22 protein-coding genes are annotated in these 26,034 nt (G+C 72.8%); 15 read left to right on the plus strand and 7 right to left on the minus strand.

Annotated features, from left to right (window positions below; all coding sequences use genetic code 11):
- Positions 1-8 precede the first annotated feature (8 nt).
- Entirely contained in the window at positions 9-3,773 is a 3,765-nt protein-coding gene (gene metH, locus EEW87_RS03775; RefSeq protein ID WP_123091757.1) for a methionine synthase, read from the minus strand.
- 20 nt (positions 3,774-3,793) lie between these two features.
- Between metH and EEW87_RS03780 the strand changes: the two genes are divergently transcribed.
- The 3 genes from EEW87_RS03780 to arc are packed head-to-tail and all read left to right on the plus strand — an operon-like array spanning position 3,794 to position 7,731.
- The gene (locus EEW87_RS03780; RefSeq protein ID WP_148041565.1) at positions 3,794-4,936 is read left to right on the plus strand and encodes a site-2 protease family protein; all 1,143 of its coding nucleotides are present in this window, start codon (positions 3,794-3,796) and stop codon (positions 4,934-4,936) included.
- Positions 4,937-4,979: 43 nt separating this feature from the next.
- Positions 4,980-6,014 carry a tRNA (adenine-N1)-methyltransferase gene (locus EEW87_RS03785; protein ID WP_123091759.1) on the plus strand — a complete coding sequence of 345 codons (1,035 nt, stop codon included), beginning with the start codon at positions 4,980-4,982 and terminating at the stop codon, positions 6,012-6,014.
- Positions 6,015-6,060: 46 nt separating this feature from the next.
- Positions 6,061-7,731 carry a proteasome ATPase gene (gene arc / locus EEW87_RS03790; protein WP_123091760.1) on the plus strand — a complete coding sequence of 557 codons (1,671 nt, stop codon included), beginning with the start codon at positions 6,061-6,063 and terminating at the stop codon, positions 7,729-7,731.
- 167 nt (positions 7,732-7,898) lie between these two features.
- Here the strand turns inward: arc and EEW87_RS03795 are convergent, their stop codons facing one another.
- From EEW87_RS03795 to EEW87_RS03810, 4 genes are read right to left on the minus strand one after another with little or no spacing between them, the layout of a single operon-like run.
- On the minus strand, positions 7,899-8,468 hold the full coding sequence (locus EEW87_RS03795; RefSeq protein WP_123091761.1) for a DUF3054 domain-containing protein: 570 nt from the start codon (positions 8,466-8,468) through the stop codon (positions 7,899-7,901).
- A complete protein-coding gene (locus EEW87_RS03800) occupies positions 8,461-9,444 on the minus strand; it encodes a ribose-phosphate diphosphokinase (RefSeq protein ID WP_123091762.1) in 984 nt (327 codons plus the stop codon). The genes EEW87_RS03795 and EEW87_RS03800 overlap by 8 nt, the downstream gene beginning before the upstream one ends.
- Positions 9,441-10,553 carry an alpha/beta hydrolase gene (locus tag EEW87_RS03805; RefSeq protein ID WP_123091763.1) on the minus strand — a complete coding sequence of 371 codons (1,113 nt, stop codon included), beginning with the start codon at positions 10,551-10,553 and terminating at the stop codon, positions 9,441-9,443. Before EEW87_RS03805 ends, EEW87_RS03800 begins: the two co-directional genes overlap by 4 nt.
- Positions 10,550-11,557 (minus strand): alpha/beta hydrolase, encoded by a 1,008-nt coding sequence (locus EEW87_RS03810; RefSeq protein ID WP_083968853.1) that lies wholly within the window; start codon positions 11,555-11,557, stop codon positions 10,550-10,552. Before EEW87_RS03810 ends, EEW87_RS03805 begins: the two co-directional genes overlap by 4 nt.
- 36 nt (positions 11,558-11,593) lie before the next feature.
- Here EEW87_RS03810 and dop point away from each other — a divergent pair, with 36 nt between their 5' ends.
- The 5 genes from dop to EEW87_RS03835 all read left to right on the plus strand — a co-directional run bounded on the left by dop (position 11,594) and on the right by EEW87_RS03835 (position 16,271).
- On the plus strand, positions 11,594-13,084 hold the full coding sequence (dop, locus tag EEW87_RS03815; protein ID WP_123091764.1) for a depupylase/deamidase Dop: 1,491 nt from the start codon (positions 11,594-11,596) through the stop codon (positions 13,082-13,084).
- Between the two features lie 36 nt (positions 13,085-13,120).
- Entirely contained in the window at positions 13,121-13,321 is a 201-nt protein-coding gene (locus tag EEW87_RS03820; RefSeq protein ID WP_123091765.1) for a ubiquitin-like protein Pup, read from the plus strand.
- A 42-nt stretch (positions 13,322-13,363) separates the two neighbouring features.
- The gene (gene pafA / locus EEW87_RS03825) at positions 13,364-14,758 is read left to right on the plus strand and encodes a Pup--protein ligase (protein WP_123091766.1); all 1,395 of its coding nucleotides are present in this window, start codon (positions 13,364-13,366) and stop codon (positions 14,756-14,758) included.
- A 103-nt stretch (positions 14,759-14,861) separates the two neighbouring features.
- The gene (locus EEW87_RS03830) at positions 14,862-15,821 is read left to right on the plus strand and encodes an FKBP-type peptidyl-prolyl cis-trans isomerase (protein ID WP_163562370.1); all 960 of its coding nucleotides are present in this window, start codon (positions 14,862-14,864) and stop codon (positions 15,819-15,821) included.
- A 63-nt stretch (positions 15,822-15,884) separates the two neighbouring features.
- Positions 15,885-16,271, plus strand: coding sequence for an FKBP-type peptidyl-prolyl cis-trans isomerase (locus EEW87_RS03835; RefSeq protein WP_068275809.1), 387 nt, complete (start codon positions 15,885-15,887; stop codon positions 16,269-16,271).
- A gap of 196 nt (positions 16,272-16,467) precedes the next feature.
- On the opposite strand, the gene EEW87_RS03840 is transcribed toward EEW87_RS03835, so the two are convergent.
- Complete coding sequence (locus tag EEW87_RS03840; protein WP_123091768.1) at positions 16,468-17,577, minus strand: DUF3866 family protein; 1,110 nt, start codon at positions 17,575-17,577, stop codon at positions 16,468-16,470.
- An 85-nt stretch (positions 17,578-17,662) separates the two neighbouring features.
- Between EEW87_RS03840 and EEW87_RS03845 the strand changes: the two genes are divergently transcribed.
- The 6 genes from EEW87_RS03845 to EEW87_RS03870 all read left to right on the plus strand — a co-directional run bounded on the left by EEW87_RS03845 (position 17,663) and on the right by EEW87_RS03870 (position 24,514).
- Positions 17,663-18,658 carry a helix-turn-helix transcriptional regulator gene (locus tag EEW87_RS03845; RefSeq protein WP_224767039.1) on the plus strand — a complete coding sequence of 332 codons (996 nt, stop codon included), beginning with the start codon at positions 17,663-17,665 and terminating at the stop codon, positions 18,656-18,658.
- Positions 18,655-19,617, plus strand: coding sequence for a helix-turn-helix transcriptional regulator (locus EEW87_RS03850; protein ID WP_123091769.1), 963 nt, complete (start codon positions 18,655-18,657; stop codon positions 19,615-19,617). Before EEW87_RS03845 ends, EEW87_RS03850 begins: the two co-directional genes overlap by 4 nt.
- 81 nt (positions 19,618-19,698) lie before the next feature.
- Positions 19,699-19,983, plus strand: a complete 285-nt coding sequence (tatA, locus tag EEW87_RS03855; protein WP_240341644.1) for a Sec-independent protein translocase subunit TatA — start codon at positions 19,699-19,701, stop codon at positions 19,981-19,983.
- Positions 19,984-20,017: 34 nt separating this feature from the next.
- Entirely contained in the window at positions 20,018-20,839 is an 822-nt protein-coding gene (gene tatC, locus EEW87_RS03860; protein ID WP_224767040.1) for a twin-arginine translocase subunit TatC, read from the plus strand.
- Positions 20,840-20,855: 16 nt separating this feature from the next.
- Positions 20,856-21,752 carry a diacylglycerol kinase gene (locus tag EEW87_RS03865; protein WP_123091772.1) on the plus strand — a complete coding sequence of 299 codons (897 nt, stop codon included), beginning with the start codon at positions 20,856-20,858 and terminating at the stop codon, positions 21,750-21,752.
- A gap of 26 nt (positions 21,753-21,778) precedes the next feature.
- Positions 21,779-24,514, plus strand: a complete 2,736-nt coding sequence (locus tag EEW87_RS03870; protein WP_123091773.1) for a DEAD/DEAH box helicase — start codon at positions 21,779-21,781, stop codon at positions 24,512-24,514.
- A 52-nt stretch (positions 24,515-24,566) separates the two neighbouring features.
- On the opposite strand, the gene EEW87_RS03875 is transcribed toward EEW87_RS03870, so the two are convergent.
- Positions 24,567-25,508, minus strand: a complete 942-nt coding sequence (locus tag EEW87_RS03875; protein ID WP_123091774.1) for a 5'-3' exonuclease — start codon at positions 25,506-25,508, stop codon at positions 24,567-24,569.
- A gap of 54 nt (positions 25,509-25,562) precedes the next feature.
- Between EEW87_RS03875 and EEW87_RS03880 the strand changes: the two genes are divergently transcribed.
- Positions 25,563-25,988, plus strand: a complete 426-nt coding sequence (locus EEW87_RS03880) for an Lrp/AsnC family transcriptional regulator (RefSeq protein ID WP_068275787.1) — start codon at positions 25,563-25,565, stop codon at positions 25,986-25,988.
- Positions 25,989-26,034: the final 46 nt, after the last annotated feature.

Consider the following 26,034-nt stretch of genomic DNA (forward strand, 5'->3'; position numbering starts at 1 on the left):
ATCGTCGATCAGTCCTCGGGGTGGTAGCCGAGGTTCGGCGAGAGCCAGGTCTCGGCCTCCTTGAGCGTCCAGCCCTTGCGCTGCGCGTAGTCCTCGACCTGGTCGCGGCCGATCCGGCCGACGACGAAGTACTGGCTGTCGGGGTGCCCGAGGTACCAGCCGGAGACGGAGGCCCCGGGCCACATCGCCATGCGGTCGGTGAGCTCCATGCCGATCTCGTCGACGTCGAGCATCTCCCACAGCGTTGCCTTCTCGGTGTGCTCGGGGCACGCGGGGTACCCAGGAGCCGGACGGATGCCGTCGTACTGCTCCTTGATGAGCTGGCGGTTGTCGAGCTGCTCGTCGGGAGAGTAGCCCCACAGCTCGCGACGCACCCGCTCGTGGAGCATCTCGGCCAGGCCCTCGGCGAGGCGGTCGGCGAGCGACTCGAGGAGGATCGCCGAGTAGTCGTCGAGCTCGGCCTTGAGGCGGGCCACGTGCTCCGCCGAGCCCAGGCCGCCGGTCACGGCGAAGGCGCCGACGTGGTCGGGCAGACCGCTCTCCTTGGGCGCGACGAAGTCGGCCAGGCTGCGGTTGGGGACGCCCTCGCGGTGCCGGCCCTGCTGGCGCAGCATGTGCAGGCGGTGGGCCACCTCGGTGCGCGACTCGTCCGTGTAGACCTCGACGGAGTCGCCGACGGCGTTGGCCGGGAAGAGCCCGACGACGGCGTTCGCGGTGAGCCAGCGCTCGTCGATGACGCGGCGCAGCATGTCCTGCGCGTCCTCGAAGAGCTTGCGGGCCGCCGGGCCGGTCGACGGGGCGTTGAGGATGTCGGGGAAGGAGCCCTTCATCTCCCAGGCGTTGAAGAAGGGCTGCCAGTCGACGTACGGCACGATGTCGGCGAGCGGCACGTCGCGCAGCACGGTGCGCCCGGGCACCTTGGGCGCCGGCGGGACCGAGCCCTCGTCCCACTGCATCGGCGTCGCCCGCTCGCGGGCCTGCTCGAGGGACAGCAGCGGGCGGTCGTTCTGCTTCGCCGCGTGCCGCGCCCGGATCGAGTCGAAGTCGGCCTTGACCTCGCCCATGAGGCGCTCGCGCCCCTCGTCGGACAGCAGGGCGGCGACGACCGGCACCGAGCGCGAGGCGTCCTTGACCCAGATGACGGGGCCGTCGTAGCGCTGGTCGACCTTGACCGCCGTGTGGGCGCGCGAGGTCGTCGCGCCACCGAGCATGAGCGGGATGCTCAGCCCCTGACGCTGCATCTCCTCGGCGACGCCGACCATCTCGTCCAGGCTCGGCGTGATGAGCCCGGACAGGCCGATGATGTCGGCCTTCTCCTCGCGGGCGGCGTCGAGGATCTTCTGCGTCTGGACCATGACGCCGAGGTCGACGACGTCGTAGTTGTTGCACTGGAGGACGACCCCGACGATGTTCTTGCCGATGTCGTGCACGTCGCCCCGCACCGTCGCCATGACGACCTTGCCCTTGCTGCGCTCGGGGGCGTCCGGGTCCTTCTCGGCCTCGATGTAGGGGATGAGGTAGGCGACGGCCTTCTTCATGACGCGGGCCGACTTCACGACCTGGGGCAAGAACATCTTGCCGCTGCCGAAGAGGTCGCCGACGACGTTCATCCCGTCCATGAGCGGGCCCTCGATGACCTCGATCGGCTTGCCGCCGCGCTCGGAGATCTCGCGCCGCAGCTCCTCGGTGTCGCTCTCGGCGTAGTCGTCGATGCCCTTGACGAGCGCGTGAGTGATCCGCTCGGAGACCGGCAGGGAGCGCCACTCGTCGAGCTGCTTGGCCTCGACCTCGCCGCTGCCGCGGTGGGCCTCGGCGATCTCGAGCAGCCGCTCGGTCGCGTCCTCGCGACGGTTGAGCACGACGTCCTCGATCCGCTCGCGCAGCTCGGCGTCGAGGGTGTCGTAGGGCACGAGCGCGCCGGCGTTGACGATGCCCATGTCCATGCCCGCGGCGATCGCGTGGTAGAGGAAGACGGCGTGGATCGCCTCGCGCACGGGGTTGTTGCCGCGGAAGCTGAAGGAGACGTTGGAGACGCCACCGGACACGAGGGCGTGGGGGAGGTTCTCCTTGATCCAGCGCGTCGCCTCGATGAAGTCGGTCCCGTAGGCCGCGTGCTCCTCGATGCCCGTCGCCACGGCGAAGATGTTGGGGTCGAAGACGACGTCCTCGGCCGGGAAGCCGACCTCCTGCGTGAGGATCGTGTACGCGCGCTGCGCGATCTCGAGACGGCGCTCGTAGGTGTCGGCCTGGCCGTCCTCGTCGAAGCCCATGACGACGATCGCCGCGCCGTACTTGCGGCACAGGCGAGCGTGCTCGACGAAGGGCTCCACGCCCTCCTTCATGGAGATCGAGTTGACGATGCACTTGCCCTGGGCGCGCTGCAGCCCGGCCTCGATGACCTCCCACTTCGAGGAGTCGATCATCAGCGGGACGCGGCAGATGTCGGGCTCGGAGCCGACGAGGTTGACGAAGGTCGACATCGCGGCGACGCCGTCGAGCATCCCCTCGTCCATGTTGATGTCGATCACCTGGGCGCCGGACTCGACCTGCTGGCGGGCGACGGACAGCGCCGCCGGGTAGTCCTCGGCCTGGATGAGCTTGCGGAAGCGGGCCGAGCCGGTGACGTTGGTGCGCTCGCCGACGTTGACGAAGAGGGAGTCGGCGGTGATGGTGAAGGGCTCGAGCCCCGACAGGCGCATCGCCGGCTCGACGGTCGGGGGCACCCGCGGCGGCACGCCCTCGACCCGTCGGCCGAGCTCGGCGATGTGCTCGGGCGTCGTGCCGCAGCAGCCGCCGATGATGTTGACGAGGCCGTCGCGCACGAAGCCGTCGACGACCTCGGCCATCTGCTCGGCCGTCTCGTCGTACTCGCCGAAGGCGTTGGGCAGGCCGGCGTTGGGGTAGATCGACACGAAGCAGTCGGCGACCCGGGAGATCTCGGCGACGTAGGGACGCATCTCCGCCGCGCCGAGCGCGCAGTTGAGCCCGACGGCCAGCGGCTGGGCGTGCCGGACGCTGTTCCAGAAGGCCTCGGTCGTCTGCCCGGTGAGGGTGCGGCCCGAGGCGTCGGTGATCGTGCCGGAGATGATGACCGGCCAGCGGCGGCACTGCTCGTCGAAGAGGGTCTCGAGGGCGAAGATCGCGGCCTTGGCGTTGAGGGTGTCGAAGATCGTCTCGACGAGCAGGATGTCGCTGCCGCCGTCGACGAGGCCGCGGGCCTGCTCGAGGTAGGCCTCGACGAGCTCGACGAAGGTGATGTTGCGCGCCGCCGGGTCGTTGACATCCGGCGAGATCGACGCGGTGCGGTTCGTCGGGCCGAGGGCGCCGGCGACGTAGCGCGGGCGCTCGGGGGTCTCGACGGCGTCGCACGCCGCGCGCGCCAGCCGGGCCGCCTCGTAGTTGATCTCGTAGGACAGCTCCTCCATGCCGTAGTCGGCCATGGAGATGCGCTGCGCGCTGAAGGTGTTGGTCTCGATGATGTCCGCGCCGGCGGCGAGGTAGTCGTCGTGGATCGAGCGGATGACGTCGGGCGCGGTGATCGAGAGCAGGTCGTTGTTGCCCTTGAGCTCGCGCTCCCAGTCCGCGAAGCGCTCGCCGCGGAAGTCCGCCTCGCTCAGGCCCCGGCGTTGGATGAAGACACCCATCGAGCCGTCCAGCAGCAGGACGCGCTTGCTCATGAGAGCGGCGAGCGCGTCGGAGGCATCAGGGCGGTGGGCGGGGGAGGTCACGTCTGGGGGAGTCCTGTCGGCAGGGCCATCGGGGGAGGTGCTCATTATCGCCTAGGGTGCCTCGCATGGCCGCATCCCCTGATCGACCGTCCGGCCTTCGAGTCGCGTCGGTCGGCGGCGTGCCGGTCTACGTCGGCTCGTCGTGGCTGATCCTCGCCGTCGTCGTCATCGCCCTCGTCGGTCCGGGCATCGCCGCGGACCGCCCCGACCTCGGGGCCCTCGCCTACGGCGTCGGCGCCCTCTACGCCGTCGGCCTGCTCGTCGCCGTCCTCGTCCACGAGGCCGCCCACGCGGTCGTCGCCCGCGGCGTCGGGCACCGCGTCCACGCCGTCGTCGCCGACATCTGGGGCGGGCACACGACGTACGACCCCTCCCGGGGCACCCCCGGGAGCGCGGCCGCCATCGCCGTCGTCGGGCCGCTGAGCAACCTCGTCCTCGGTCTGCTCGCCTGGGGGGTCCACCCCTTCGCGCCCGAAGGGGTGCCCTCGGGCCTGCTCGGGGCGTTCGCCTTCGTCAACGTCCTCCTCGCCGCCTTCAACCTCCTGCCCGGTCTGCCGCTCGACGGCGGGCAGCTCGTCGAGGCCGCCGTGTGGCGGCTCACCGGCAGCCGTCCGCGCGGCCGGGTCGTCGCCGGATGGTGCGGGCGGGCCGTCGTCGTCGTGGTCGTCGTGTGGGCGATCGGCCTGCCGCTGCTCTCCGGGGCCAGGCCCGACCTCTTCCGCGTCGTGTGGACCGTGCTCATCTGTGCCTTCCTCTGGCAGGGCGCGACGGCCGCCATCGCCGCCGGTCAGTCCCTCGGCGTGCTCGCCCGCCTCGACCCGGCCCGCGTCATCCGCCCCGCCCGGGCGGTCTCGGAGCGCGCCGTCCTCGCCGACGTCGACCCGCAGGCCGCCCACGGCGTGCCCGTCGTCGTCGACGCCCTCGGCCGCCCGCTCGCCCTGCTCTCGGCCGCCGCGATGGGCGGCGTGCCCGAGGAGCTGCGCGAGCGCACCCCCGTCTCCGCCGTCATGGCGCGTCAGCCCTCCGAGTGGGTCGTCCCGCTCGAGGGCGACCCCGAGGAGGACCTCATCGCTCTCGTGCGGACCTTCCAGGACACCCGGGCCAGCCATCTCGCGGTGACGCGGGGCGGGGTGCTCGCCGGCGTCGTGTCCGTCCACGAGCTCGGCGCGGCGCTCGACGAGGTCCAGGGACGACCGCCCCGCCCGTGACGCCGTCCGGAGCACCGCCCACGGGTCCGTAGACTCGCGGGCTATGACTGCCACCGGATCCCAGTACCGCCGCGGCCCCTTCCGTGAGGGCGACCGCGTCCAGCTGACGGACCCGAAGGGGCGGATGCACACGATCACCCTCACCCCGGGCAAGCAGTTCCACACCCACCGCGGCCACGTGAAGCACGACGACCTCATCGGCTCGCCCGACGGCTCGACGATCACCAACACCGCCGGCACCGAGTACCTCGCCCTGCGCCCGCTGCTGTCGGACTACGTCATGTCGATGCCGCGCGGCGCGGCCGTCGTCTACCCCAAGGACGCCGGTCAGATCGTCACCATGGCCGACGTCTTCCCCGGTGCGACCGTCGTCGAGGCCGGTGTCGGGTCGGGCGCGCTGTCGATGTCGCTGCTGCGCGCGGTCGGCGAGAGCGGGCGGGTGCTGTCCTTCGAGCGCCGCGCCGACTTCGCCGACATCGCGGTCGCGAACGCCCGGGCCTTCTTCGGCGAGGACCACCCCGCGTGGACCGTCACCGTCGGCGACCTCGTCGAGTCCCTGCCCGGCGCCGTCGAGCCCGGCACCGTCGACCGCGTCGTGCTCGACATGCTCGCCCCGTGGGAGTGCCTCGAGGTCGTCGCCGACGCGCTCGCGCCCGGCGGCGTGCTCATCTGCTACGTCGCGACCGCCACCCAGCTGAGCAAGGTCGCCGAGGCGATGCGCGACTTCGGGACCTTCACCGAGCCCGAGGCGTGGGAGTCCCTCGTGCGCGGCTGGCACCTCGAGGGCCTCGCGGTGCGTCCCCAGCACCGCATGCACGGTCACACCGGCTTCCTCATCACCACCCGGCGCCTCGCGCCGGGCACCACCCCGCCCCTGCGCAAGCGCCGCCCCGGCCGCGGCTACGTGCCGGCCGAGGAGGACCAGGACGGCGCTCCCACGGGGGCCATGCTCGACGCGACGAGCCACCTCGGACCCGAGGGCCAGGACTGGAGCAGCGAGGCGCTCGGCGAGCGGGTCGCGTCGGAGAAGAAGATGCGCAAGCTCGTCCGGGGTGTGGTGCCCCCGACGCCGCGCTGACGTCGTGAGCGAGGATGGGGCTGACGCGACCTAGGAGGACGACCCGATGAGCACCGGAGCCACCGGCGCGGTCCCGCAGGGGCCGAGCCCCGCGGAGCAGCTGCGCACCACCCAGCGCGAGCTGAGCACGAAGACCTCGCAGCTGAGCACGCTGTCCTCGCAGAACGAGCGCCTCGTGCGCACGCTCAAGGACGCCCGGGAGCAGATCGTCACCCTGCGCGCCGAGATCGACCGCCTGGCCCAGCCGCCGTCGGCCTACGCGCAGCTCGTCGGGGTCCACGACGACGGCACCGTCGACGTCCTGAGCAACGGGCGCAAGATGCACGTCGCCGTCTCGCCGACGATCGAGGCCGACGCGCTCGAGGTCGGGCGCGAGGTGCTGCTCAACGAGGCGATGAACGTCGTGTCGGTCCACGACCCCGACGTCGCCGGCGACGTCGTGCTCGTCAAGGAGCTGCTCGACGACGGCCGTCTGCTCGTCCTCGCCCGCCAGGACGAGGAGCGCGTCGTGCGCCAGGGCGCGGCCCTGCGCCGCGAGCGCGTCCGCGTCGGCGACGCCGTGCTCCTCGAGGCCCGCAGCAACATCGCCCTCGAGCTCATCCCCAAGGCCGAGGTCGCCGATCTCGTGCTCGAGGAGGTGCCCGACCTCTCCTACGAGGACATCGGTGGCCTGTCCGGCCAGATCGAGACGATCCGCGACTCCGTCGAGCTGCCCTACCTGCACGCCGAGCTCTACGAGCGCCACCAGCTCAAGCCCCCGAAGGGGGTCCTGCTCTACGGCCCGCCCGGGTGCGGCAAGACGATGATCGCCAAGGCCGTCGCCTCCTCGCTGGCCCGCAAGGTCGCCGAGCGCGACGGGCGCGACGCGGCGACGGCGACGAACGCCTACTTCCTCAACATCAAGGGCCCGGAGCTCCTCAACAAGTACGTCGGCGAGACCGAGCGGCACATCCGCCTCATCTTCCACCGGGCCCGTGAGAAGAGCAGCGACGGCACCCCCGTCGTCGTCTTCTTCGACGAGATGGACAGCCTCTTCCGCACCCGGGGCTCGGGCGTGTCCTCCGACGTCGAGACGACGATCGTCCCGCAGCTGCTCGCCGAGATCGACGGCGTCGAGGGTCTCGAGAACGTCATCGTCATCGGCGCGACGAACCGCGAGGACATGATCGACCCCGCGATCCTGCGACCCGGTCGCCTCGACGTGAAGATCAAGATCGAGCGCCCGGACGCCCAGGCCGCGCGAGAGATCTTCGCGAAGTACCTCACCGCCGACCTGCCGCTGCACCCGCACGACCTCGGCGACCACGACGGCTCGCACGAGCGCACGGTCGTCGCGATGATCGACGCCGTCGTCGAGCGGATGTACGCCCAGATCCCCGAGAACCAGTTCCTCGAGGTCACCTACGCCGGCGGCGACAAGGAGGTCCTGTACTTCAAGGACTTCAGCTCCGGCGCGATGATCCAGAACGTCGTCGACCGCGCGAAGAAGCTCGCGATCAAGGAGTTCCTCACCTCCGGCGTCGAGGGCCTGCGCGAGGAGCACCTCCTCGCCAGCTGCCTGGCCGAGCTGCGCGAGAACGAGGACCTGCCGAACACGACGAACCCGGACGACTGGGCTCGGGTCTCGGGCAAGAAGGGGGAGCGGATCGTCTACATCCGCACCCTCGTCGGCACCGCCTCGGGCACGAGCGCCGGCAAGTCCATCGACCTCGGCTGAGCGGATCCCTGCCGAGCAGCTGGCAGATGCTCGGGTTGCAACCAAGGCGGATGCCGACATCTCGGGCAGATCATCCGAGAAGTTGGCAGGTGCTCGGGTTGCAACCAGGGCGGTTGCAACCAGGGCGGATGCCGACATCTCGGGTGCGGCGGGCTCGCCGAGACCGGCTAGTCGTCCGCGTCCGGGCGGTCCGCCTCGGCGTCGGGACGGCGGCCGTAGCGGGCGCGCTCCTGCGGGGGGACGACCCCGCGTCCCGGTGTGGTGATGTCCTGCTCGCCGAGCTCGCGCTGGCCGAGGGGGTCGGGGGTGGGCTCGCCGACGGCGACGCCGCGGTGAGACGTCGGAGACGAGGGAGCAGCCGCGCGCCGTCGGCCGAGCAGGGTCGCGGCGGCCCGCCAGCCGAGCAGCCCGAGGGCGAGCGAGAGCGTCGCGACGACGACGAAGGGGAGCGCGGTGCCCTGACCGGACATGTCGCGCAGCGCCATCCCGCCGAAGACCGTCGCGACCCACACCGGCAGACCGGTGGCGAGGGTGACGGGTGCCCGGCCGAGGCCGGCGACGACGCCCACCCAGCCCAGGACGAGACCGGCGAGGAAGGGCCAGGCCGTCTCGAGCCACCCGGCGAGGGTCACCCCTTCGGCATGGCTGCGCCGACCGACGACGACGAAGACCGCGACGACGAGGACGTCGAGCGCGAGCGCGGCCGCGGCGGAGCGCGCGGTGTCGCGCTCAGGCACGGTCGAAGAGGGAGGGCTGGGGCGGGGCGTGCGTCGGGTCGACGCCGTCGAAGAGGCTCGAGACCGACTCCCCGGCGTGGATGCGCGAGATCGCCTGGGCGAAGAGGCCGCTCACCGAGCGCACCTGGAGCTGCGGCCAGCCGTCCGGCGCCGGCACCGTGTCGGTCGTCACGACCTCGTCGACCATCGGGTGCTCACGCAGCCGCTCGACCGCACGGCCGGCGAAGAGCCCGTGCGTGCACGCGACGGAGGCACCGGTGCAGCCGAGCTCCTCGAGCTTGGCGAGCAGCTCGACGATCGAGCCGCCGGTGGCGATCTCGTCGTCGAGGACGATCGCGTGCCGGCCCCGCACGTCGCCGACGACCGACTCGACGACGACCGTGTCGTCGGACGTGCGCTGCTTGCTGCCGGCGGCGACCGGCAGGCCGAGGAGACGGGCGAACTGCGTCGCCTCCTTGGCGTTGCCGAGGTCGGGCGAGACGACGACGGCGTCGTCGAGGTCACGCCCGCGGAAGTGCTCGGCGAGCACCCCGAGCGCGGTGAGGTGGTCGACCGGCACCGAGAAGAAGCCGTGGACCTGGGGTGCGTGCAGCGCCATCGTGATGACGCGGTCGGCCCCGGCGGCGGTGATCATGTCGGCGACGAGCCGCCCGCCGATCGAGATGCGCGAGGCGTCCTTCTTGTCCGAGCGCGCGTACGCGTAGTGCGGCACGACGGCGGTCACCCGCGCGGCCGAGGCGCCCCGGGCGGCGTCGAGCATGAGGAGCAGCTCCATGAGGTGGTCCTGCGTCGGCGCGACGAGCGGCTGGACGACGTAGACGTCGCGCTGGCGGCAGTTCGCCAGCAGCTGGGTCTGGAGGCAGTCGTTGCTGAATCGGGTCGTGCGGCTCGGCGAGAGCGGCACGCCGAGCTGGTCGCAGATCCGCTCGGCGAGCTCTCGGTGGGCGCTGCCGGAGAAGACGACGATCTCTCTCACTGCGCGTGCTCCTGGTCCTCGGCGTCGCCGACGGCGAGCGGGCGCTGCGAGCCTACCGACGCGTGGAGGTGGTGCGCGATCTCGCCCACGAGCTCGGCGTGCGCGGCGTCGGCCCCCGGGCAGGCGCCGGGCATCGAGGCGAAGCCGTGCGGCAGCCGGCGGTAGGTCGTGCACCGCACCGGCACACCGGCCTCGGCGAGGTGCTCCGCGTACCGCGTCGCGTCGTCGCGAAGGGGGTCGAGCTCGCCCGCCTGCACGAGCGCCGGGGCGACCCCGGTCGCGTCGCCGGCCAGGGGAGAGGCGAGCGGGTCGCGGTGGCGCGGGTCGGCCCGGTGGTCCTCGCGCACGCCGAGGGTGCCGTCGAGGTAGAGCGCGCGGAAGGCCGTGATGCCCGCGCGGGTGAGGACCGGGCCGTCGGCGTGCTCGTCGATGGACGGCGAGCTCATCGTGAGGTCGGTCGCCGGGTAGATGAGGGCCTGGTGGCGCAGGACGGGCTCGCCGTCGGGACCGCGCAGGTCGCGCAGCTGCTGGGCGACGACGGCGCCGAGGTTGCCGCCCGCGCTGTCGCCCGCGAGACCGACCCTCGTGAGGTCTGCGTCGGCGAGCACCGGCAGGCTCGCCCCGTGCTCGACGAGCCAGGAGACGACGTCGACGGCGTCGTGGGCGGCGGTGGGGAAGAGGTGCTCCGGGGCCATCCGGTAGTCGACGCTGACGACGACCGCCCCGACCTGCTCGGCCAGGCGCGAGCACAACGGGTCGTACATCGCGGTCGAGCCCTGCACCCACCCGCCACCGTGGAAGAAGACGAGGAGGGGCAGCGGGCCCGGCATCGCGGGCAGGTAGCAACGAAGGGGGATGCGCGCCCCGTCGCGCACGGGGGCGCTCACCGTCTCGACCCGCACCCCGCGGCCGACGGGCCCGGTGATCCACGTGAAGGGGGCGCGGGTCGGGTAGACGGTCTCGCGCTTGGCCCGGATGTCGTCGAGGTCGGAGTCCTCGACCGGGCGGCGCCCCAGCCGCTCGAGGAGGTCGGTCACCACCCGGGTGCGCAGCGCCGGTCGCGGGGCACGAGCCGGGCGGGGCCGGGCCAGGTGGGGACGCGCGGTCATGCGGGCTCCTTCGTCGGGCGCAGGTGGTGGGCCATCTCGGCGGCGAGCTCCTCGAGGGCGGGGTGCCCGGCGGCCGTGAGCCCGGGCAGGGAGAGGAAGCCGTGGGGCGAGCCGCGGTACCGGGTGTGCCGCACGGGCACGCCCGCGTCGCGCAGGGCCTGGGCGAAGGCCTCGCCGTCGAGACGGAGCGGGTCGAGCTCGGCGGTCTGCACGAGGGTCGGGGGCAGCCCGGCGAGCTCGCCGCGGGCGGGGGAGACGATCGGGTCGCTGCCGTCGAGGTCGCCGAGGTAGAGGCTGCGGAAGGCGCGCAGCATGTCGGGGGTGATGACGGGGAAGCCGTGCGGCGGCACCTCGACGTCCTCCTGCTCGAGGACGAGGTCGACCTCGCGCTCGGTGAGGTCGGGCGCGGGGTAGGTGAGGGCGAGGTGGCGCAGGGCGCTCACGCCGTCGGCGACGAGCCCCTGGGCCACCGCCGCGGCGAGGTTGCCGCCCGCGCTGTCGCCGGTGAGGGCCAGCCGGTCGGGGTCCGCGCCCAGCTCGGCGGCGTGCGCGAGCACCCACCGGGTGACGTCGGCGCAGTCGTGCACGGCGGTCGGCGCGCGGTGCTCGGGCGCCATGCGGTAGCCCACCGAGACGACGACGGCGCCGGCGACCTGGGCGACGCGCGTGCACACGGGGTCGAAGGCGGTGGGGTGACCCATCGCGAAGCCGCCGCCGTGGAAGTGCATGACGACCGGCAGCGCCCCCTCGACGTAGTCCGGCCGGTGCACCCGGACCCGCACGCGGGCCCCGTCGCGGACCGGGACCTCGCGGACCGTCGTCGTCACCCCCTTCGTCGGGGTGCCGATCGCCCACGTCAGGGGCCGGTGCAGGGGCACCCGTCGACGGGTGCGGGCCAGCCGGGCCGGGCTGATCGTGTCGACCGGGCCGCTCGTCGCGCGCAGCAGGGCGGCCAGCGCCCTCGTCCGCAGCGGCATCCAGGCAGAGGGCGTCGCGGAGGGCATGCGGCCATTGAACCGCGCCCTCCTACGCTGGGGGACATGAGCGTGCGCAGAGTCATGGGGATCGAGACCGAGTACGGCATCTCCGTGCCCGGTCAGCCGTGGGCCGACCCCGTCCAGACCTCCGGTCTCGTCATCTCGCGCTACGCGAGGGAGCACGGGCTGCGCGCGACGCACGGGGCGTGGGACTACTCCGACGAGCAGCCGCTGCACGACGCCCGCGGCTTCTCGATGCCCCGCGACGAGGCCGACCCGACCCAGCTCACCGACGAGGAGCAGCCGGGCCTGGCCAACGTCGTGCTCACCAACGGCGCGCGCCTCTACGTCGACCACGCCCACCCCGAGTACTCCTCGCCCGAGGTGATGACCCCCCGCGACGCCGTCGTGCACGACCGGGCCGGCGAGCTCGTCATGCGCGAGGCCGTCGAGCTGCTGTCGACCCGGCCGCCGGGCGTGACGCTCTACAAGAACAACACCGACGGCAAGGGCGCCTCCTACGGCACCCACGAGAACTACCTGCTCGACCGCGCCACCCCCTTCGCCAGGGTCGTGCGCGACCTCACGCCCTTCTTCGTCGCGCGTCAGGTGGTCATCGGGGCCGGCCGCGTCGGCCTGGGCCGCGAGAGCGAGGGCGCGGGCTACCAGATCTGCTCGCGGGCGGACTTCTTCGAGGCCGAGGTGGGCCTGGAGACGACCTTCCGCCGCCCGATCATCAACACGCGGGACGAGCCGCACGCCGACCCCGACCGCTACCGGCGTCTCCACGTCATCGTCGGCGACGCCAACCTCGCCGACGTCGCGAACCTGCTGAAGATGGGCTCGACCTCGCTCGTCCTCGCCCTCGTCGAGGCCGACGCGGTGCGCGGCCGGCTCGCCCTGCGGGACCCCCTTCGGGCCCTGCGCGAGGTCTCGCACGACCCGACGTGCACCGCGCTCGTCGAGCTCGCCGACGGTCGGCGGATGACCGCCGTCCAGCTCCTGTGGGCCTACCGCGAGCTCATCGGCGAGCACCTCGAGCGGCACGGCAGCGACGAGGCGACCGACGAGGTCCTCGCCCACCTCGACCGGGTCCTCACGCTCCTCGAGAGCGACCCGATGTCGGCGGCGAAGGACCTCGACTGGGTCGCCAAGCTCTCGATCCTCCAGGGCTACCGCGACCGCGACGGGCTCGCGTGGGGCGACCTGAGGCTGCAGGCGGTCGACATCCAGTACAGCGACATCCGTCCGGCGAAGGGGGTCTTCGCCCGCCTCGAGGCGGCCGGCCGGATCACCCGGCTGACGACGCCCGAGGAGGTCGAGGCGGCGGTGACCACGCCGCCGGCCGACACCCGTGCCTGGCTGCGCGGGCGGCTCGTGCGCGACCACGCCCCCGACGTCATCTCCGCGTCCTGGGACTCCGTCGTGCTGCGCGTCCCGCGCGGGGTCGCGCGCATCTCGATGCCCGAGCCGACCGCCCTGGGCCGTGACGCGACCGCGGCCGCGCTCGCCCACGACACGGTCACCGAGGTCGTCGAGGCGCTCGGGGCATAGGTTGGGGGCTCGACCCGTCGACGAGAGGAGCCGGTGATGGCCGGTCAGGAGCAGGTGCGGCGCAGCGGTGGCGGCGGCGAGGACGAGACCCCCGGCGACGACGCCTTCGGCCAGGTGAGCGCGAGCAACGCCGCGCGCGACGAGGGGCTGGACTCGGTGCTCTCCGACATCGACGGCGTGCTCGAGACCAACGCCGAGGAGTTCGTCAAGAGCTTCGTGCAGAAGGGCGGCGAGTAGCCCCCGGTCCGGGCCGGGGGCGCTGCCCCTAGCCTGGGCGCCATGGAGCGGCGCATCTACGGCATCGAGACCGAGTTCGGCGTGACGTGCACGTCGCAGGGCAGGCGGCGCCTCACGCCCGACGAGGTCGCGCGGTACATGTTCCGCTCGGTCGTGCGGTGGGGCCGCTCGAGCAACGTCTTCCTCGGCAACGGCGCGCGGCTCTACCTCGACGTCGGCAGCCACCCCGAGTACGCGACCGCCGAGTGCGACGACCTGCTCGACCTCGTCGCGCACGACCGCGCCGGCGAGCTCGTCGTCCAGCAGCTCGTCGACGACGCGCAGACACGTCTGGCCGAGGACGAGGTCGACGGCGAGATCTACGTCTTCAAGAACAACGTCGACTCCGCCGGCAACTCCTATGGCTGCCACGAGAACTTCCTCGTCGCCCGCACCGACGACTTCGGGGCGATCACCGAGGGGCTGCTGCCCTTCCTCATCTCGCGCCAGCTCGTCGCCGGCACGGGCAAGGTGATGTCGACGAGCCAGGGACCGGTCTTCTCGGTGAGCCAGCGGGCCGACCACATCTGGGAGGGCGTCTCGTCGGCGACGACACGCTCGCGCCCCATCATCAACACCCGCGACGAGCCCCACGCCGATGCCGAGCGCTACCGCCGGATGCACGTCATCGTCGGCGACTCGACGATGACCGAGACGACGACGCTGCTCAAGGTGGGGTCCGCCTCGCTCGTCTTGAGGATGCTCGAGTCCGGCGTGCGGATGGACCACCTGCGTCTCGAGAACCCCATCCGGGCGATCCGCGACATCAGCCTCGACATCACCGGGCGAGCCACGGTCCGGCTGGCCGACGGTCGTCAGATGAGCGGCCTGGAGCTGCAGCAGGCCTATCTCGACGGAGTCCTCGAGCTCGTCGAGCGCGAGGGGATCGACGACGCGGTGACCACCCAGGTCGTCGAGCTGTGGCAGCGCACGCTCACCGCGATCGAGACCGACCGGCTCGACCTCGTCGCGACCGAGGTCGACTGGGTCGTCAAGCACCGGCTGCTCGACGCCTACGCCGCGAGCAGGGGTGTGGGCATGGAGGACCCCCGCATCGCCCAGCTCGACCTCGCCTACCACGACATCGACCCGCAGCGCGGGGTGCACCACGTGCTCCAGCGGGCCGGGCGGGTCGCCCGCGTCGTCGACGACGCCCGCGTCGCGGCGGCCGTCGACACCCCTCCGCAGACCACGCGGGCCCGGCTGCGCGGCGACTTCGTGCGGGCCGCGCGGGAGCACGGCCGCGACTTCACCGTCGACTGGGTCCACCTCAAGCTCAACGACGCGACCCAGCGCACGATCCTGTGCAAGGACCCCTTCGCCGCCGTCGACGAGCGGGTCGACGCCCTCATCGCCTCGATGCGCCCCGCTTCGCCGGAGCCCGCCGCCGCGCCCTGAGCAGGGCCCGCCGACCAGGGCCGTCGGACGGCTCGGTCAGGCGTCTCTCAGGGGGCTGTGGTTATGGTGGAGGAGAAGTCACCCCCAAGACGAAGGACTCCTCGTGATCTCACGTGCCCGCGCGACCGTGGCGCTGACCGCGGCCGCTGCACTGACCCTCACCGCCTGCGGCGGTGACGACACCGAGGCCCCGGAGGCCGCCTCCTCGGGGGCGGTGGACCAGGTGAAGGTCACCGCCGGCACCGAGAAGGCCGCCCCGAAGATCGCCCTCGAGGACAAGAGCGTCTCCACCTCGAAGACCGAGGTCAAGACGGTCAAGGAGGGCAAGGGCGCCCCGGTGAGCAAGGACGACGTCGTCACCGTCGACATCGCCCTCTACAACGGCACCAGCGGCAAGCCGATCCCCAACACCGAGACCTACACCGCGGACCCCATCGCGATCGACCTCGGCAACGAGCAGATCTTCCCCGGGCTGCGCAACGGCATCGTCGGCCAGAAGGTCGGCAGCACCGCGACCGCCGTCGTCCCGCCGAAGGAGATGTTCGGCGAGACCGGCAACGAGCAGCTCGGCGTCGCCGCGACCGACTCCGTCGTCATGGTCTACGACGTCAAGGACGTCATGCTCAAGGAGGCCGAGGGCAAGGAGGTCGCCGCGAAGTCCGGCCTGCCGAAGGTCACCTACTCGACCGACAAGGCCGCGACCTTCGAGATGCCCAAGGGCAAGGCTCCGAGCTCCACGACGGCCCAGACGCTCGTCCAGGGCGACGGCGCGACGGTCAAGAAGGGCGACACCGCCTACGTCAGCTACACCGGCGCGCTGTGGAAGAACGGCAAGGTCTTCGACTCCAGCAAGCAGGAGGGGCGTCGCCCCTTCGCCGTGCCGGTCGGCGGCGGCCAGGTCATCAAGGCCTGGGACGAGGAGCTCGCCGGCACGAAGGTCGGAGACCGCGTCCTGCTCGTCGTGCCCCCGAAGGACGGCTACGGCAAGACCGGCAGCCCCGACGGCAGCATCACCAAGGACGACACGATCGTCTTCGTCATCGACGTCCTCGGCAAGGTCTGACCCGGCGCTCGCGCCGCGACGACCTGCCACGCCACCCGCAACCCCAGACCCCAGGAGGTCCGCATGCCCTTCGACCCGAGCACGACCAAGCCCGAGATCGAGTTCCCCGGCGACACCCCGCCGAGCGAGCTCGTGCTCGAGGACATCACCGTCGGCGACGGCCGCGAGGCCACCCCCGGCGACCCCATCAAGGCGCACTACGTCGGCGTCGCCCACAGCACCGGCGAGGAGTTCGACGCCTCGTGGAACCGCGGCGCCCCGCTTGCCTTCACCGTCGGCGTCGGCCAGGTCATCCAGGGCTGGGACCAGGGCCTGCTCGGCATGAAGGAGGGTGGTCGTCGCAAGATCACCATCCCGCCGCACCTCGGCTACGGCGACCGCGGCGCCGGCGGCGCGATCAAGGGCGGCGAGACCCTGATCTTCGTCGTCGACCTCGTCTCCGTCGGCTGAGGAGTCGGCTGACACCCCCTTCGCCCCACGCCTCGGGCCCCCACCGGTACGCCGGTCGGGGGCCCGTGGTGCGTCCGGGGGCTGTCTCAGCTTTCCCGCCCTGGGCGGGAACATTCGACCTCGGGCGAGAACATTTCCTTCCCGATGTCGCACTTTCCCGCCCTGGGCGGGAAAGTGGGGACGAGGCCGAAGGGGGTCAGAGGAGGGCGGCGGCGTGGCGGCCGGCGGCGGCGGCGGTGACGAAGGCGGCGCGCTCGGACGCGTAGCCGCGGCCCATCGTCGTGAGCGGCACCGGGCAGGCGCGCAGCGCCTCGTCGAGCCCGGCGGCGGGCACCAGGACGGGGGAGAGGCGACCGGTCGCGGACGCGCAGACAGCCTCGACCGCGTCGCGCAGACCGGGGGAGAGGTCGTCGTCGTCGGCGAGCGGCACGTCGGCCGACCCGAGGACCACCCGGCCCAGCGTCGTCGCCGTGTGGTGCGACAGCCCGCGATGACGACCGCGCGGGTCGGCCGCGGAGACACGCAGGACCGCGACCCCACGACCGTGCAGCGTGTGCACGGTGTTGAGCACCTCGCCCTGGCTGATGCCGGAGTACCCCCACGGCGTGGCCGAGCCGGCGTTGCCCGGCCCCTGCGCGACGACGACGACGTCGGCGCCGAGGACGTACCGCGCCGCGAGCAGCGCCGAGTGCAGGGTGATCGTCTCGTGCTCCCCGCCGTACGCCTGGCCGACGCTCGTCGTGCTCGTGAGCATCCCGGTCTCGCGCATCGCGGCGACGAGACGGGAGTGGCCGAGCGGCAGCGAGCCCGTGTCGGTCATGACGTAGGCGACGCGAGCGCCGGGGCGGTCGGCGTGGATGCCGGCGACGACGGCCGGCAGGGCCGAGTGCAGCTCGGCGGCGACGACGGGCATGCCCTCGAGGTCACCGGCGACGACCTGGGGGTGGTCGGCCATCGCCTCGTGGTGGGGCGACTCCTGCTCCTCGAGCGCGAGGACCATCGTCTGCAGCGGCGCGTAGCGCGCCTTGACGATGTGGCCGGGCGGTCGGGCGCCGTCGGCGGCGACGGGGTCCGGGGGCAGCGCGTCGGGGATCGCGACGACGAGGGCCTGGCCCCCGGTGCCCAGCCCCTTAAGCAGCGCGCTCGCGTTGAGCAGCACCGTGTCGCCCACCTGCGGGGTGCCGACGATCGGGGTGTCGGCGAGCGCGGCCATGACCCCGCCGCCGTCGAGCTCGACGTCGACGGTGACCACCGGCCCCCAGCCGTCCGTGACGGACGAGACCGTGCCGCGGCGCCAGTGGATCATGGCGCGAAGGCTATCTGCCCGCCTCGCGACCCTCGGGTAGCGTCGGGCGTGCGCCGCAGCGGCGCAAGCGGCGAAGGGAGAGCGCGTGGCCGTCAGCAACACCCCTCGGGCCAAGACCGAGCGGCTGATGAACCTCACGATGTGCCTGCTCTCGACCCGCCGGGCCCTGCCCAAGGCGCGCATCCGCACGATGGTCGAGGCGTACCAGGGCGTCGAGTCCGACGAGGCCTTCGACCGCATGTTCGAGCGCGACAAGGACGAGCTGCGCGGTCTGGGCATCCCGCTCGTCACCGAGCAGATCGGCGGAGCCTTCGAGGACGAGCCGGGCTACCGGATCGACCAGCGCGACTACGCGCTGCCCGACCTCTCCTTCGCCCCCGACGAGCTCGCGGTCATCGGCCTGGCCAGCCGCGTGTGGACCCACGCGGCGATGGCGCCCAGCGCCGCGACGGCCTGGCGCAAGGTCGCCTCGCTCGAGCCCGGCGACGGGGCGACGGAGGACCCCTTCGTCGGCATCGAGCCCACCCTCGGCGGCTCCGAGCCCTCCTTCCCCGCGCTGCAGGAGGCGACCGTCGCCGCCCGCACGGTGACCTTCGACTACACCCGCTCCGGGGCCGCGGAGCCGCAGACCCGACGGGTCGACCCGTGGGCGCTCACGTCGTGGCACGGCCGGTGGTACCTCACCGGGTACGACCTCGACCGCGCGGGCCAGCGGATCTACCGCCTCTCGCGGATCTCGTCCGCCGTGCGCACCGGGGGAGAGATCACCCACCAGCGCCCCGAGGACCTCGACCCGCAGGGCGCGGTCGCGCGCTTCGCCCAGGGTGACCGCCCGACGACCGTGGCCGTCGTGCGCGTGCGCACCGGCGCCGGTCACGCGCTGCGCCGGCGAGCCCGCGCGAGCACCGACGCGGGGGAGGGGTGGGACCGTCTCGAGGTCGAGCACTCCTCGACGCACGCCCTGGCCGACGAGCTCGCCGGGTACGGCGGCGACGTCGTGGCCGAGTCGCCCGAGGAGCTGGTCACCGCCGTCCGGTCACGCCTCGAGGGCGTGCTCGCCAGCCTCGGAGGAGCCCGATGAGCCCCCGCACGCCCGCCGAGCCGGCGACCACCCGGGTCTCGCGGCTGCTGACGATGGTCCCGTGGCTCGTCTCGCGCCAGGGCATCGCGCTCTCCGAGGCCGCCGAGGGCCTCGGGGTCAGCGAGCAGCAGCTGCGCGACGACCTCGACCTGCTCTTCATGTGCGGGTACGGGCCGATGACCGACGAGCTCATCGACGTCAGCTACGAGCAGGGCCACGTCTACATCGACAACGCCGAGACGATCAGCCGCCCGCTGCGCCTCGGGGTCGCGGAGGCCACGACGATCATCGTCGGCCTGCGCGCGCTCGAGGCCTCCGGCGTCGGCCCCTCCGACGCCGTGCGGCGCGCCCTGGCCACCCTCGAGCAGGCGACCGGGTCCCTGCCCGGCATCGACCGGGTCGGGGTCGTCGCCGAGGGCGAGCGCGACCACGAGGTGCTCCAGAGCGCGAGCAGCGCCGTGCAGCAGCGCCGCCGGGTCCACCTCACCTACCTCGTGCCCTCGCGCGACGAGCGCACCGAGCGCGACGTCGACCCCATGCGGGTCGTCGCGCTCGACGGCCACTGGTACCTCGAGGGCTGGTGCCACCTCGCCCAGGACACACGCCTCTTCCGCCTCGACCGCGTCGAGGCGATCGAGCTGCTCGACGTCGACGGCACCCCGCCGCCGCAGGCGGTCTCGCGCGACCTGTCCCAGGGTGCGTACTCGGGGGCGCCCGACGACCGCGTCGTCACCCTGCTCCTGCGGCCCCGCGCCCGCTGGGTCGCCGAGTACTACCCGACCCTGTCGCAGGAGGAGGTCGGCGAGGACCTGCGGGTACGGCTCACGGCCCGCGACGACGCCTGGCTGGCCCGGCTCGTCCTCGGCTGCGGGGGGCACGCGGTGCTCGAGGCGCCGCAGCCCGCCGTCGACGCGGTGCGCGCCCGTGCGCTCGCCGCGCTCAGCGGCTACCCAGCCTGACGGGCGTACACTCGCACGAAGCAGTCACCCGCACCCCGAGCCCCTCGAAAGGCCAGGCCCGACATGCCCAACCTCGGCCCCATGGAGATCGTGGTCATCGCGATCGTCATCCTCGTCCTCTTCGGCTTCAAGAAGCTCCCCGACGCCGCCCGCAGCCTGGGCAAGTCCGCCCGTGTCTTCAAGTCCGAGGTCAACGAGATGAAGGAGGAGGACCGCGCTCGCGAGGAGGCCAAGAAGGCCCGTGAGTCCGGCACCATCACCTCCGCCGGCACCCCGGTGCGCGACGACGTCACCCACCGCCAGGGCGACGCCATGATCGACGAGACGAAGCCGCGGACGGACAACACCTCCGGCCCGGCCGTCTGACGACACCCCCTTCGCACCGCTCTCGCACGCCGCCGTGGCCACCCGACGACGCACGCCCAAGGACCCCGAGGGGCGGATGCCGCTGAAGGCGCACTTCATCGAGCTGAGGCGCCGGCTCGTCATCGCCGCAGCAGCGGTCGTCGTCGGGACGGTCGTCGGGTGGATCTACTACGACCCGATCTACGAGCACCTGTCCTCGCCCTTCCGCGAGTACAAGCGGATGCACCCCGAGAGCGTCATCGCGCTGAACTTCGCCAACCCGACGGCGGCCTTCAGTCAGCAGCTCTCGATCTCGATCTTCGCCGGCATCCTCATGACGAGCCCGATCTGGTTGTGGCAGATCTGGGCCTTCGTCGTGCCGGGGCTGACCAAGCGCGAGAAGCGCATCTCCGGCGCCTTCTTCAGCGCCACCGTGCCGCTCTTCGCGGCGGGCTGCGCCTTCGGCTACTACACGCTGCCGAAGGCCCTCATCATCCTCTACGGCTTCACCCCCGACGAGGACACGAGCTCGAACATCCAGAGCACGACGGACTACTTCACCTTCGTCATGCGCTTCATCTTCGCCTTCGGGGCGTCGTGGCTGCTGCCGGTCGTCCTCGTCGCCCTGTGCTCCATCGGCGTCATCACCGGGCGCCAGATGCTCCGGGCATGGCGCCCGGCGGTGCTCCTCATCTTCGTCGCGTCCGCGATCATCACGCCGACCCCCGACCCCTTCACGATGTTCCTGCTCGCGGGTCCGCTCGTCATCCTCTTCTTCGGCGCCTGCGGGATCGGCATGCTCATCACCCGCAAGCGGGAGCAGGCCCGACCGGCCTGGCTCGACACGCCGGAGGACCAGGCCTCCGCGCTCGACTGAGGCGCGGGCTGTCGTCATGAGCTCTCGCCGCATCGGTCTGCTCGTCAACCCCACGGCCGGCAAGAACGCCGGCGCCCGGGTCGGCACGACCGTCGCCGACCTGCTCGAGCGCGGCGGTGCCGAGGTCGTCGACCTCACCGGGCTCGACGCCCGCCGGGCCGAGGCCAAGGCCCGCCGTGCGGTCCGCGACGGCGAGGTCGACACCCTCGTCGTCGCCGGTGGTGACGGGGCCGTCGGCCTCGGGGTCAACATCTGCGCGGAGACCGAGGTACCCCTCGGTGTCGTCGCCGTCGGGACCGGCAACGACAACGCCCGTGAGCTCGGGCTGCCGGTGCGCGACGTCGAGGCCGCGGTCGAGCGGGTGCTGCACGGCTCGGCCCGCGCGGTCGACCTCGGCCGGGTGCGCAGCACCGACGCCAGCCAGCAGCGGTGGTACCTCGGCGTCCTGTGCGGCGGCTTCGACGCCCTGGTCAACGAGCGGGCGAACACGATGCGGTGGCCCCGCGGGCCGGCCCGGTACAACCTCGCGATCGCCCGGGAGCTGCCCACCTTCGCCCCGATCCCGTACACGCTCACCCTCGACGGCGAGCTGTCGCACCCGCGCGCGATGCTCGTGTGCGTCGGCAACGGGCGCGCCTACGGCGGGGGCATGCGCGTCACACCCGACGCCGACATGGCCGACGGCCTGCTCGACGTGCTCGTCGTCGACGAGATCAGCGTCCCGGAGCTCCTGCGCGTCTTCCCCAAGGTCTTCCGCGGCGCCCATCTCGGGCACCCCGCGGTGAGCGTGCACCGGGCGCGCTCCGTGCGTCTCGACGCGCCCGGCGTCGTCGCCTACGCCGACGGGGAGCGTCTCTACCCCCTGCCCGTGGACGTCGACGTCGTGCCCGGCGCGGTGCGCATCCTGATCTGACCCACCCGCCCGGTTAGCCTGACGACATGTCAGACGCCGTGGACGCCTTCGCCGCCGGGGTCGACTTCCCGCTCGACCCCTTCCAGATCGAGGGCTGCGAGGCCATCGCAGCCGGGCACGGCGTGCTCGTCGCGGCGCCGACGGGAGCCGGCAAGACGATCGTCGGGGAGTTCGCCGTGCACCTCGCGCTCCAGCGCGGGCAGAAGGCCTTCTACACGACCCCCATCAAGGCCCTGTCGAACCAGAAGTACCACGAGCTCGCCGCCCGCCACGGGCACGCGCAGGTCGGTCTGCTCACCGGCGACACCTCGATCAACGGCGAGGCGCCGGTCGTCGTCATGACGACCGAGGTGCTGCGCAACATGATCTACGCGGGCAGCAGCACGCTCGAGGGCCTGGGCTTCGTCGTCATGGACGAGGTGCACTACCTCGCCGACCGCTTCCGCGGGGCGGTGTGGGAGGAGGTCATCATCCACCTCGCGCCGTCCGTGCAGCTCGTCTCGCTCTCGGCGACGGTGAGCAACGCCGAGGAGTTCGGCGACTGGCTCGACGAGGTGCGCGGCGGCAACGTCGTCGTCGTCTCCGAGGAGCGGCCGGTGCCGCTGTGGCAGCACATGCAGGTCGGCAAGGAGGTCTACGACATCTTCGTCGACGGCGCGACGCCGAGCGACGAGGCCGACCGGTGGCGGGTCAACCCGCTGCTCATGGACGCCGTGCGCAGCGCCTCGCGCTCCGGCGAGGACGGCCCGGCCCGGGGCCGGGGCGGGCGTGACCGCGACCGGCGGGGCCGGGGCGGGCGGCCCCAGGGCGGCGCGCGTCAGCGTTTCGGCGGGGGAGCCTCGCGCACCGAGGTCATCACCCAGCTCGACCGCGAGGGGCTGCTCCCCGCGATCACCTTCATCTTCAGCCGGGTCGGCTGCGAGGGCGCCGTCGGGCAGCTCCTCGGCAACGACGTCCGGCTCATCAGCGCCGCCGAGGGCGAGCGCAACCGGCGCACCCTCGAGGAGCGCTCGGCCGTTCTCGAGGGCGAGGACCTCACGGTCCTCGGCTACCACCAGCTGCTCGCCGGCCTCGAGCGCGGGTACGCACCCCACCACGCCGGCATGCTGCCGATCTTCCGCGAGGTCGTCGAGGAGCTCTTCACCGCGGGCCGGGTCAAGGCGGTCTTCGCGACCGAGACCCTGGCCCTGGGCATCAACATGCCCGCCCGCACCGTCGTGCTCGAGAAGCTCGTGAAGTTCAACGGCGAGGCCCACGTCGAGATCACCCCTGCCGAGTACACCCAGCTGACCGGCCGGGCCGGCCGACGCGGCATCGACGTCGAGGGCCACGCCGTCGTCGTGTGGTCGCGCGGCATGGACCCGCTCTCGGTGGCGGGCCTGGCCTCGACCCGCACCTACCCGTTGCGCAGCTCCTTCGCCCCGACGTACAACATGGCGGTCAACCTCGTGGCCACCGTCGGTCGCCAGACCGCCCGCGAGATCCTCGAGAGCTCTTTCGCGCAGTTCCAGGCCGACCGGGCCGTCGTCGGCCTGGCCTCGAAGGTCCGCTCCCAGCAGGAGTCGCTCGAGGGCTACGCCGAGGCGATGCACTGCGAGCTCGGCGACTTCCGCGAGTACGCGCAGATCCGCCACCGCATCAGCGACCTCGAGAAGTCCGGGCGCAAGCAGCGCTCGGCGACCCGTCGCGCCGAGACCGCCGTCTCCCTCGACTCCCTCGAGACCGGCGACATCATCCGCATCGGGGGCCGCCGCTCCGGCCTGGCCGTCGTCGTCATCCCGGCCCGGCCCTACAAGGGGCAGTCCGGCGAGCCCATGGTCCTCACCGAGCACAAGCAGGTGCGCCGGCTCACGACCTCCGACCTCGACGGGCCGGTCACCCCCTTCGGCAAGCTCGCGGTGCCCCGGTCCTTCAACCCGCGCTCGGCCCGGCACCGGACCGATCTCGCGACGACGCTGCGGGTCAAGGCGCCCCACGAGGGGGCGCCGTCGATCCGGCGCGAGGCGAAGGAGGCCGCCGGGGGAGAGGACGCCCGGCTGGTCCGCCTGCGCCAGGAGCTGCGGGCGCACCCGTGCCACGCGTGCCCGGACCGCGAGGAGCACGCGCGGTGGTCCGAGCGCTGGTGGCGCCTCAAGCGCGAGCAGAGCGCCCTGCAGCGCACCGTCGACTCCCGGACCGGCTCGGTCGCGGCCCGCTTCGACCGGGTCGTGTCCGTGCTCGTCGACCTCGGCTACCTCGACGAGGGCGGCGACGCCGTGAGCGCGGACGGCGCCCGGCTGCGCCGGCTGTACTCCGAGAAGGACCTCCTCGCCGCCGAGTGCCTGCGCGCCGGCACGTGGAAGCAGCTCACCCCGGCCGAGCTCGCCGCCGCCGTCTCGATGCTCGTCTACGAGCCGCGGCGCGACGACGCCGACCTCATGCCCCGGATCCCGACCGACGGGCTCGCCATCGCCTGGGAGGACATGCAGGAGCGCTGGCGCGACATCGAGGCCCGCGAGCACACCGCGGGGCTCGACCCCACAGACCCGCCCGACGCCGGGATCGCCTGGCAGGTGCACCGCTGGGCGAGCGGCCGCCGGCTCGACGAGGTGCTCCTCGACTCCGACCTCACCGCGGGCGACTTCGTGCGCCGGTGCAAGCAGATCGTCGACCTGCTCGACCAGATCGCGAAGGCCTCCGAGGAGGACCGGCTGCGCAGCACCGCGCGCAAGGCGATCGACGCCGTCATGCGCGGCGTCGTCGCCGCCGACCGCATCGACTGACGCGGCCGGCACCGGGACGCCGCGGGCAGGGCGAAGGGGGAGCGGGGCCGGGTCAGTCGGCCTGCGGGTACAGCGCGGCCGCCGCCCGGCCGAGGGGACCGGCGATCCCGTGGTCGAGCGCGAGCCGGCTCATCCCCGCCGGGTCGGGCAGCTCCGGGCCGATCGTCAGGTCGACGTCCGTCACCGGCACGTCCCGCGCCACGGCGACGACGCGCGGGGCGGCGTCGAGGTAGTCGCTGCCCGCCTCGAGCCGGGCACGCTGCGCGCCCTTGATCGACGGGTCGCCGCTCGCGATCGCCGCGCGGATGCCCTCGAGGGAGCCGTGGGCGGCGATGAGCCGGGCAGCGGTCTTCTCACCGATCCCGGCGACACCGGGCAGCCCGTCGCTCGTGTCGCCACGCAGCACCGCCATGTCGGCGTACGCGTCGCCCGTGGGCACGTCGTACTTCGTGCGCAGGTAGCCCTGGTCGACGACATCGGGGTCACGGACGCCGCCGCGTGCGGTGTAGATGACCCGCGTGCTCGACGCGTCGTCGACGAGCTGGAAGAGGTCGCGGTCGCCCGTCACGACGTCGACGGGCATGACCCCGCGGTAGTGGTGGGCGAGGGTGCCGATGACGTCGTCGGCCTCGTAGTGGGCGGCTCCGACCTTGGGCACGCCCAGCACCTCGAGGCACTGCGCGATGACCGGCACCTGGGGCCCGAGCTCGTCGGGCACCTCCTCGCCCTCTGCGGCGTCCTCGGCGACGCGGTGCGCCTTGTAGGTGGGGATCGCGTCGACCCGCCACTGCGGGCGCCAGTCGTCGTCCCAGCAGGCCGCGACGTGCGTCGGCCGGTAGCGCCCGACGAGGGTCGCGATCATGTCGACGAAGCCGGCGACCGCGTTCGTCGGGATGCCCGACGGCGCCTCCGCCCGGGCCGGGACGCCGTAGAAGGCGCGGAAGTACAGGCTCGCGGAGTCGAGGAGGAGCAGGCGCGGCGTCGCAGACGGCATGGCCGAAGCCTATGCGTCCGGCGCCACGGCGCCCCGTCGCCTATCGTCACCCGCATGGAAGAGGCTGACCAGCGCATCGTCGACCTGCTCGTCGTCGACGGCCGGATGAGCTACACCGATCTCGGGCGCGCCATCGGCATGTCGACGTCGGCGGTGCACCAGCGCGTGCGCCGGCTCGAGGAGCGCGGGGTGATCCGCGGCTTCACCGCCCAGGTCGACCACGCGCAGGCCGGTCGTCCGCTCACCGCCTTCATCGCCGTCGAGCCGCTCGACCACCGTGCTCCCGACGACATCCCGCAGCGGCTGCGCGACGTCGCCGACGTCGAGTCCTGCTACAGCGTCGCCGGCGACGCCAACTACCTGCTCAAGGTGCGCGTCGGCACCCCGCAGGACCTCGAGGCGCTCATCGCGACCATCCGTGCCAAGGCGGAGGTCTCGACCCGCACGACGGTCGTGCTGTCGACCCCCTGGGAGGACTGAGCGCACCGGGTCGACGGCGAAGGGGTGGACGTCCCCGGGTTAGGCT

The organism is Janibacter melonis (assembly GCF_003721155.3).
Classification (GTDB): Bacteria; Actinomycetota; Actinomycetes; order Actinomycetales; family Dermatophilaceae; genus Marihabitans; species Marihabitans melonis.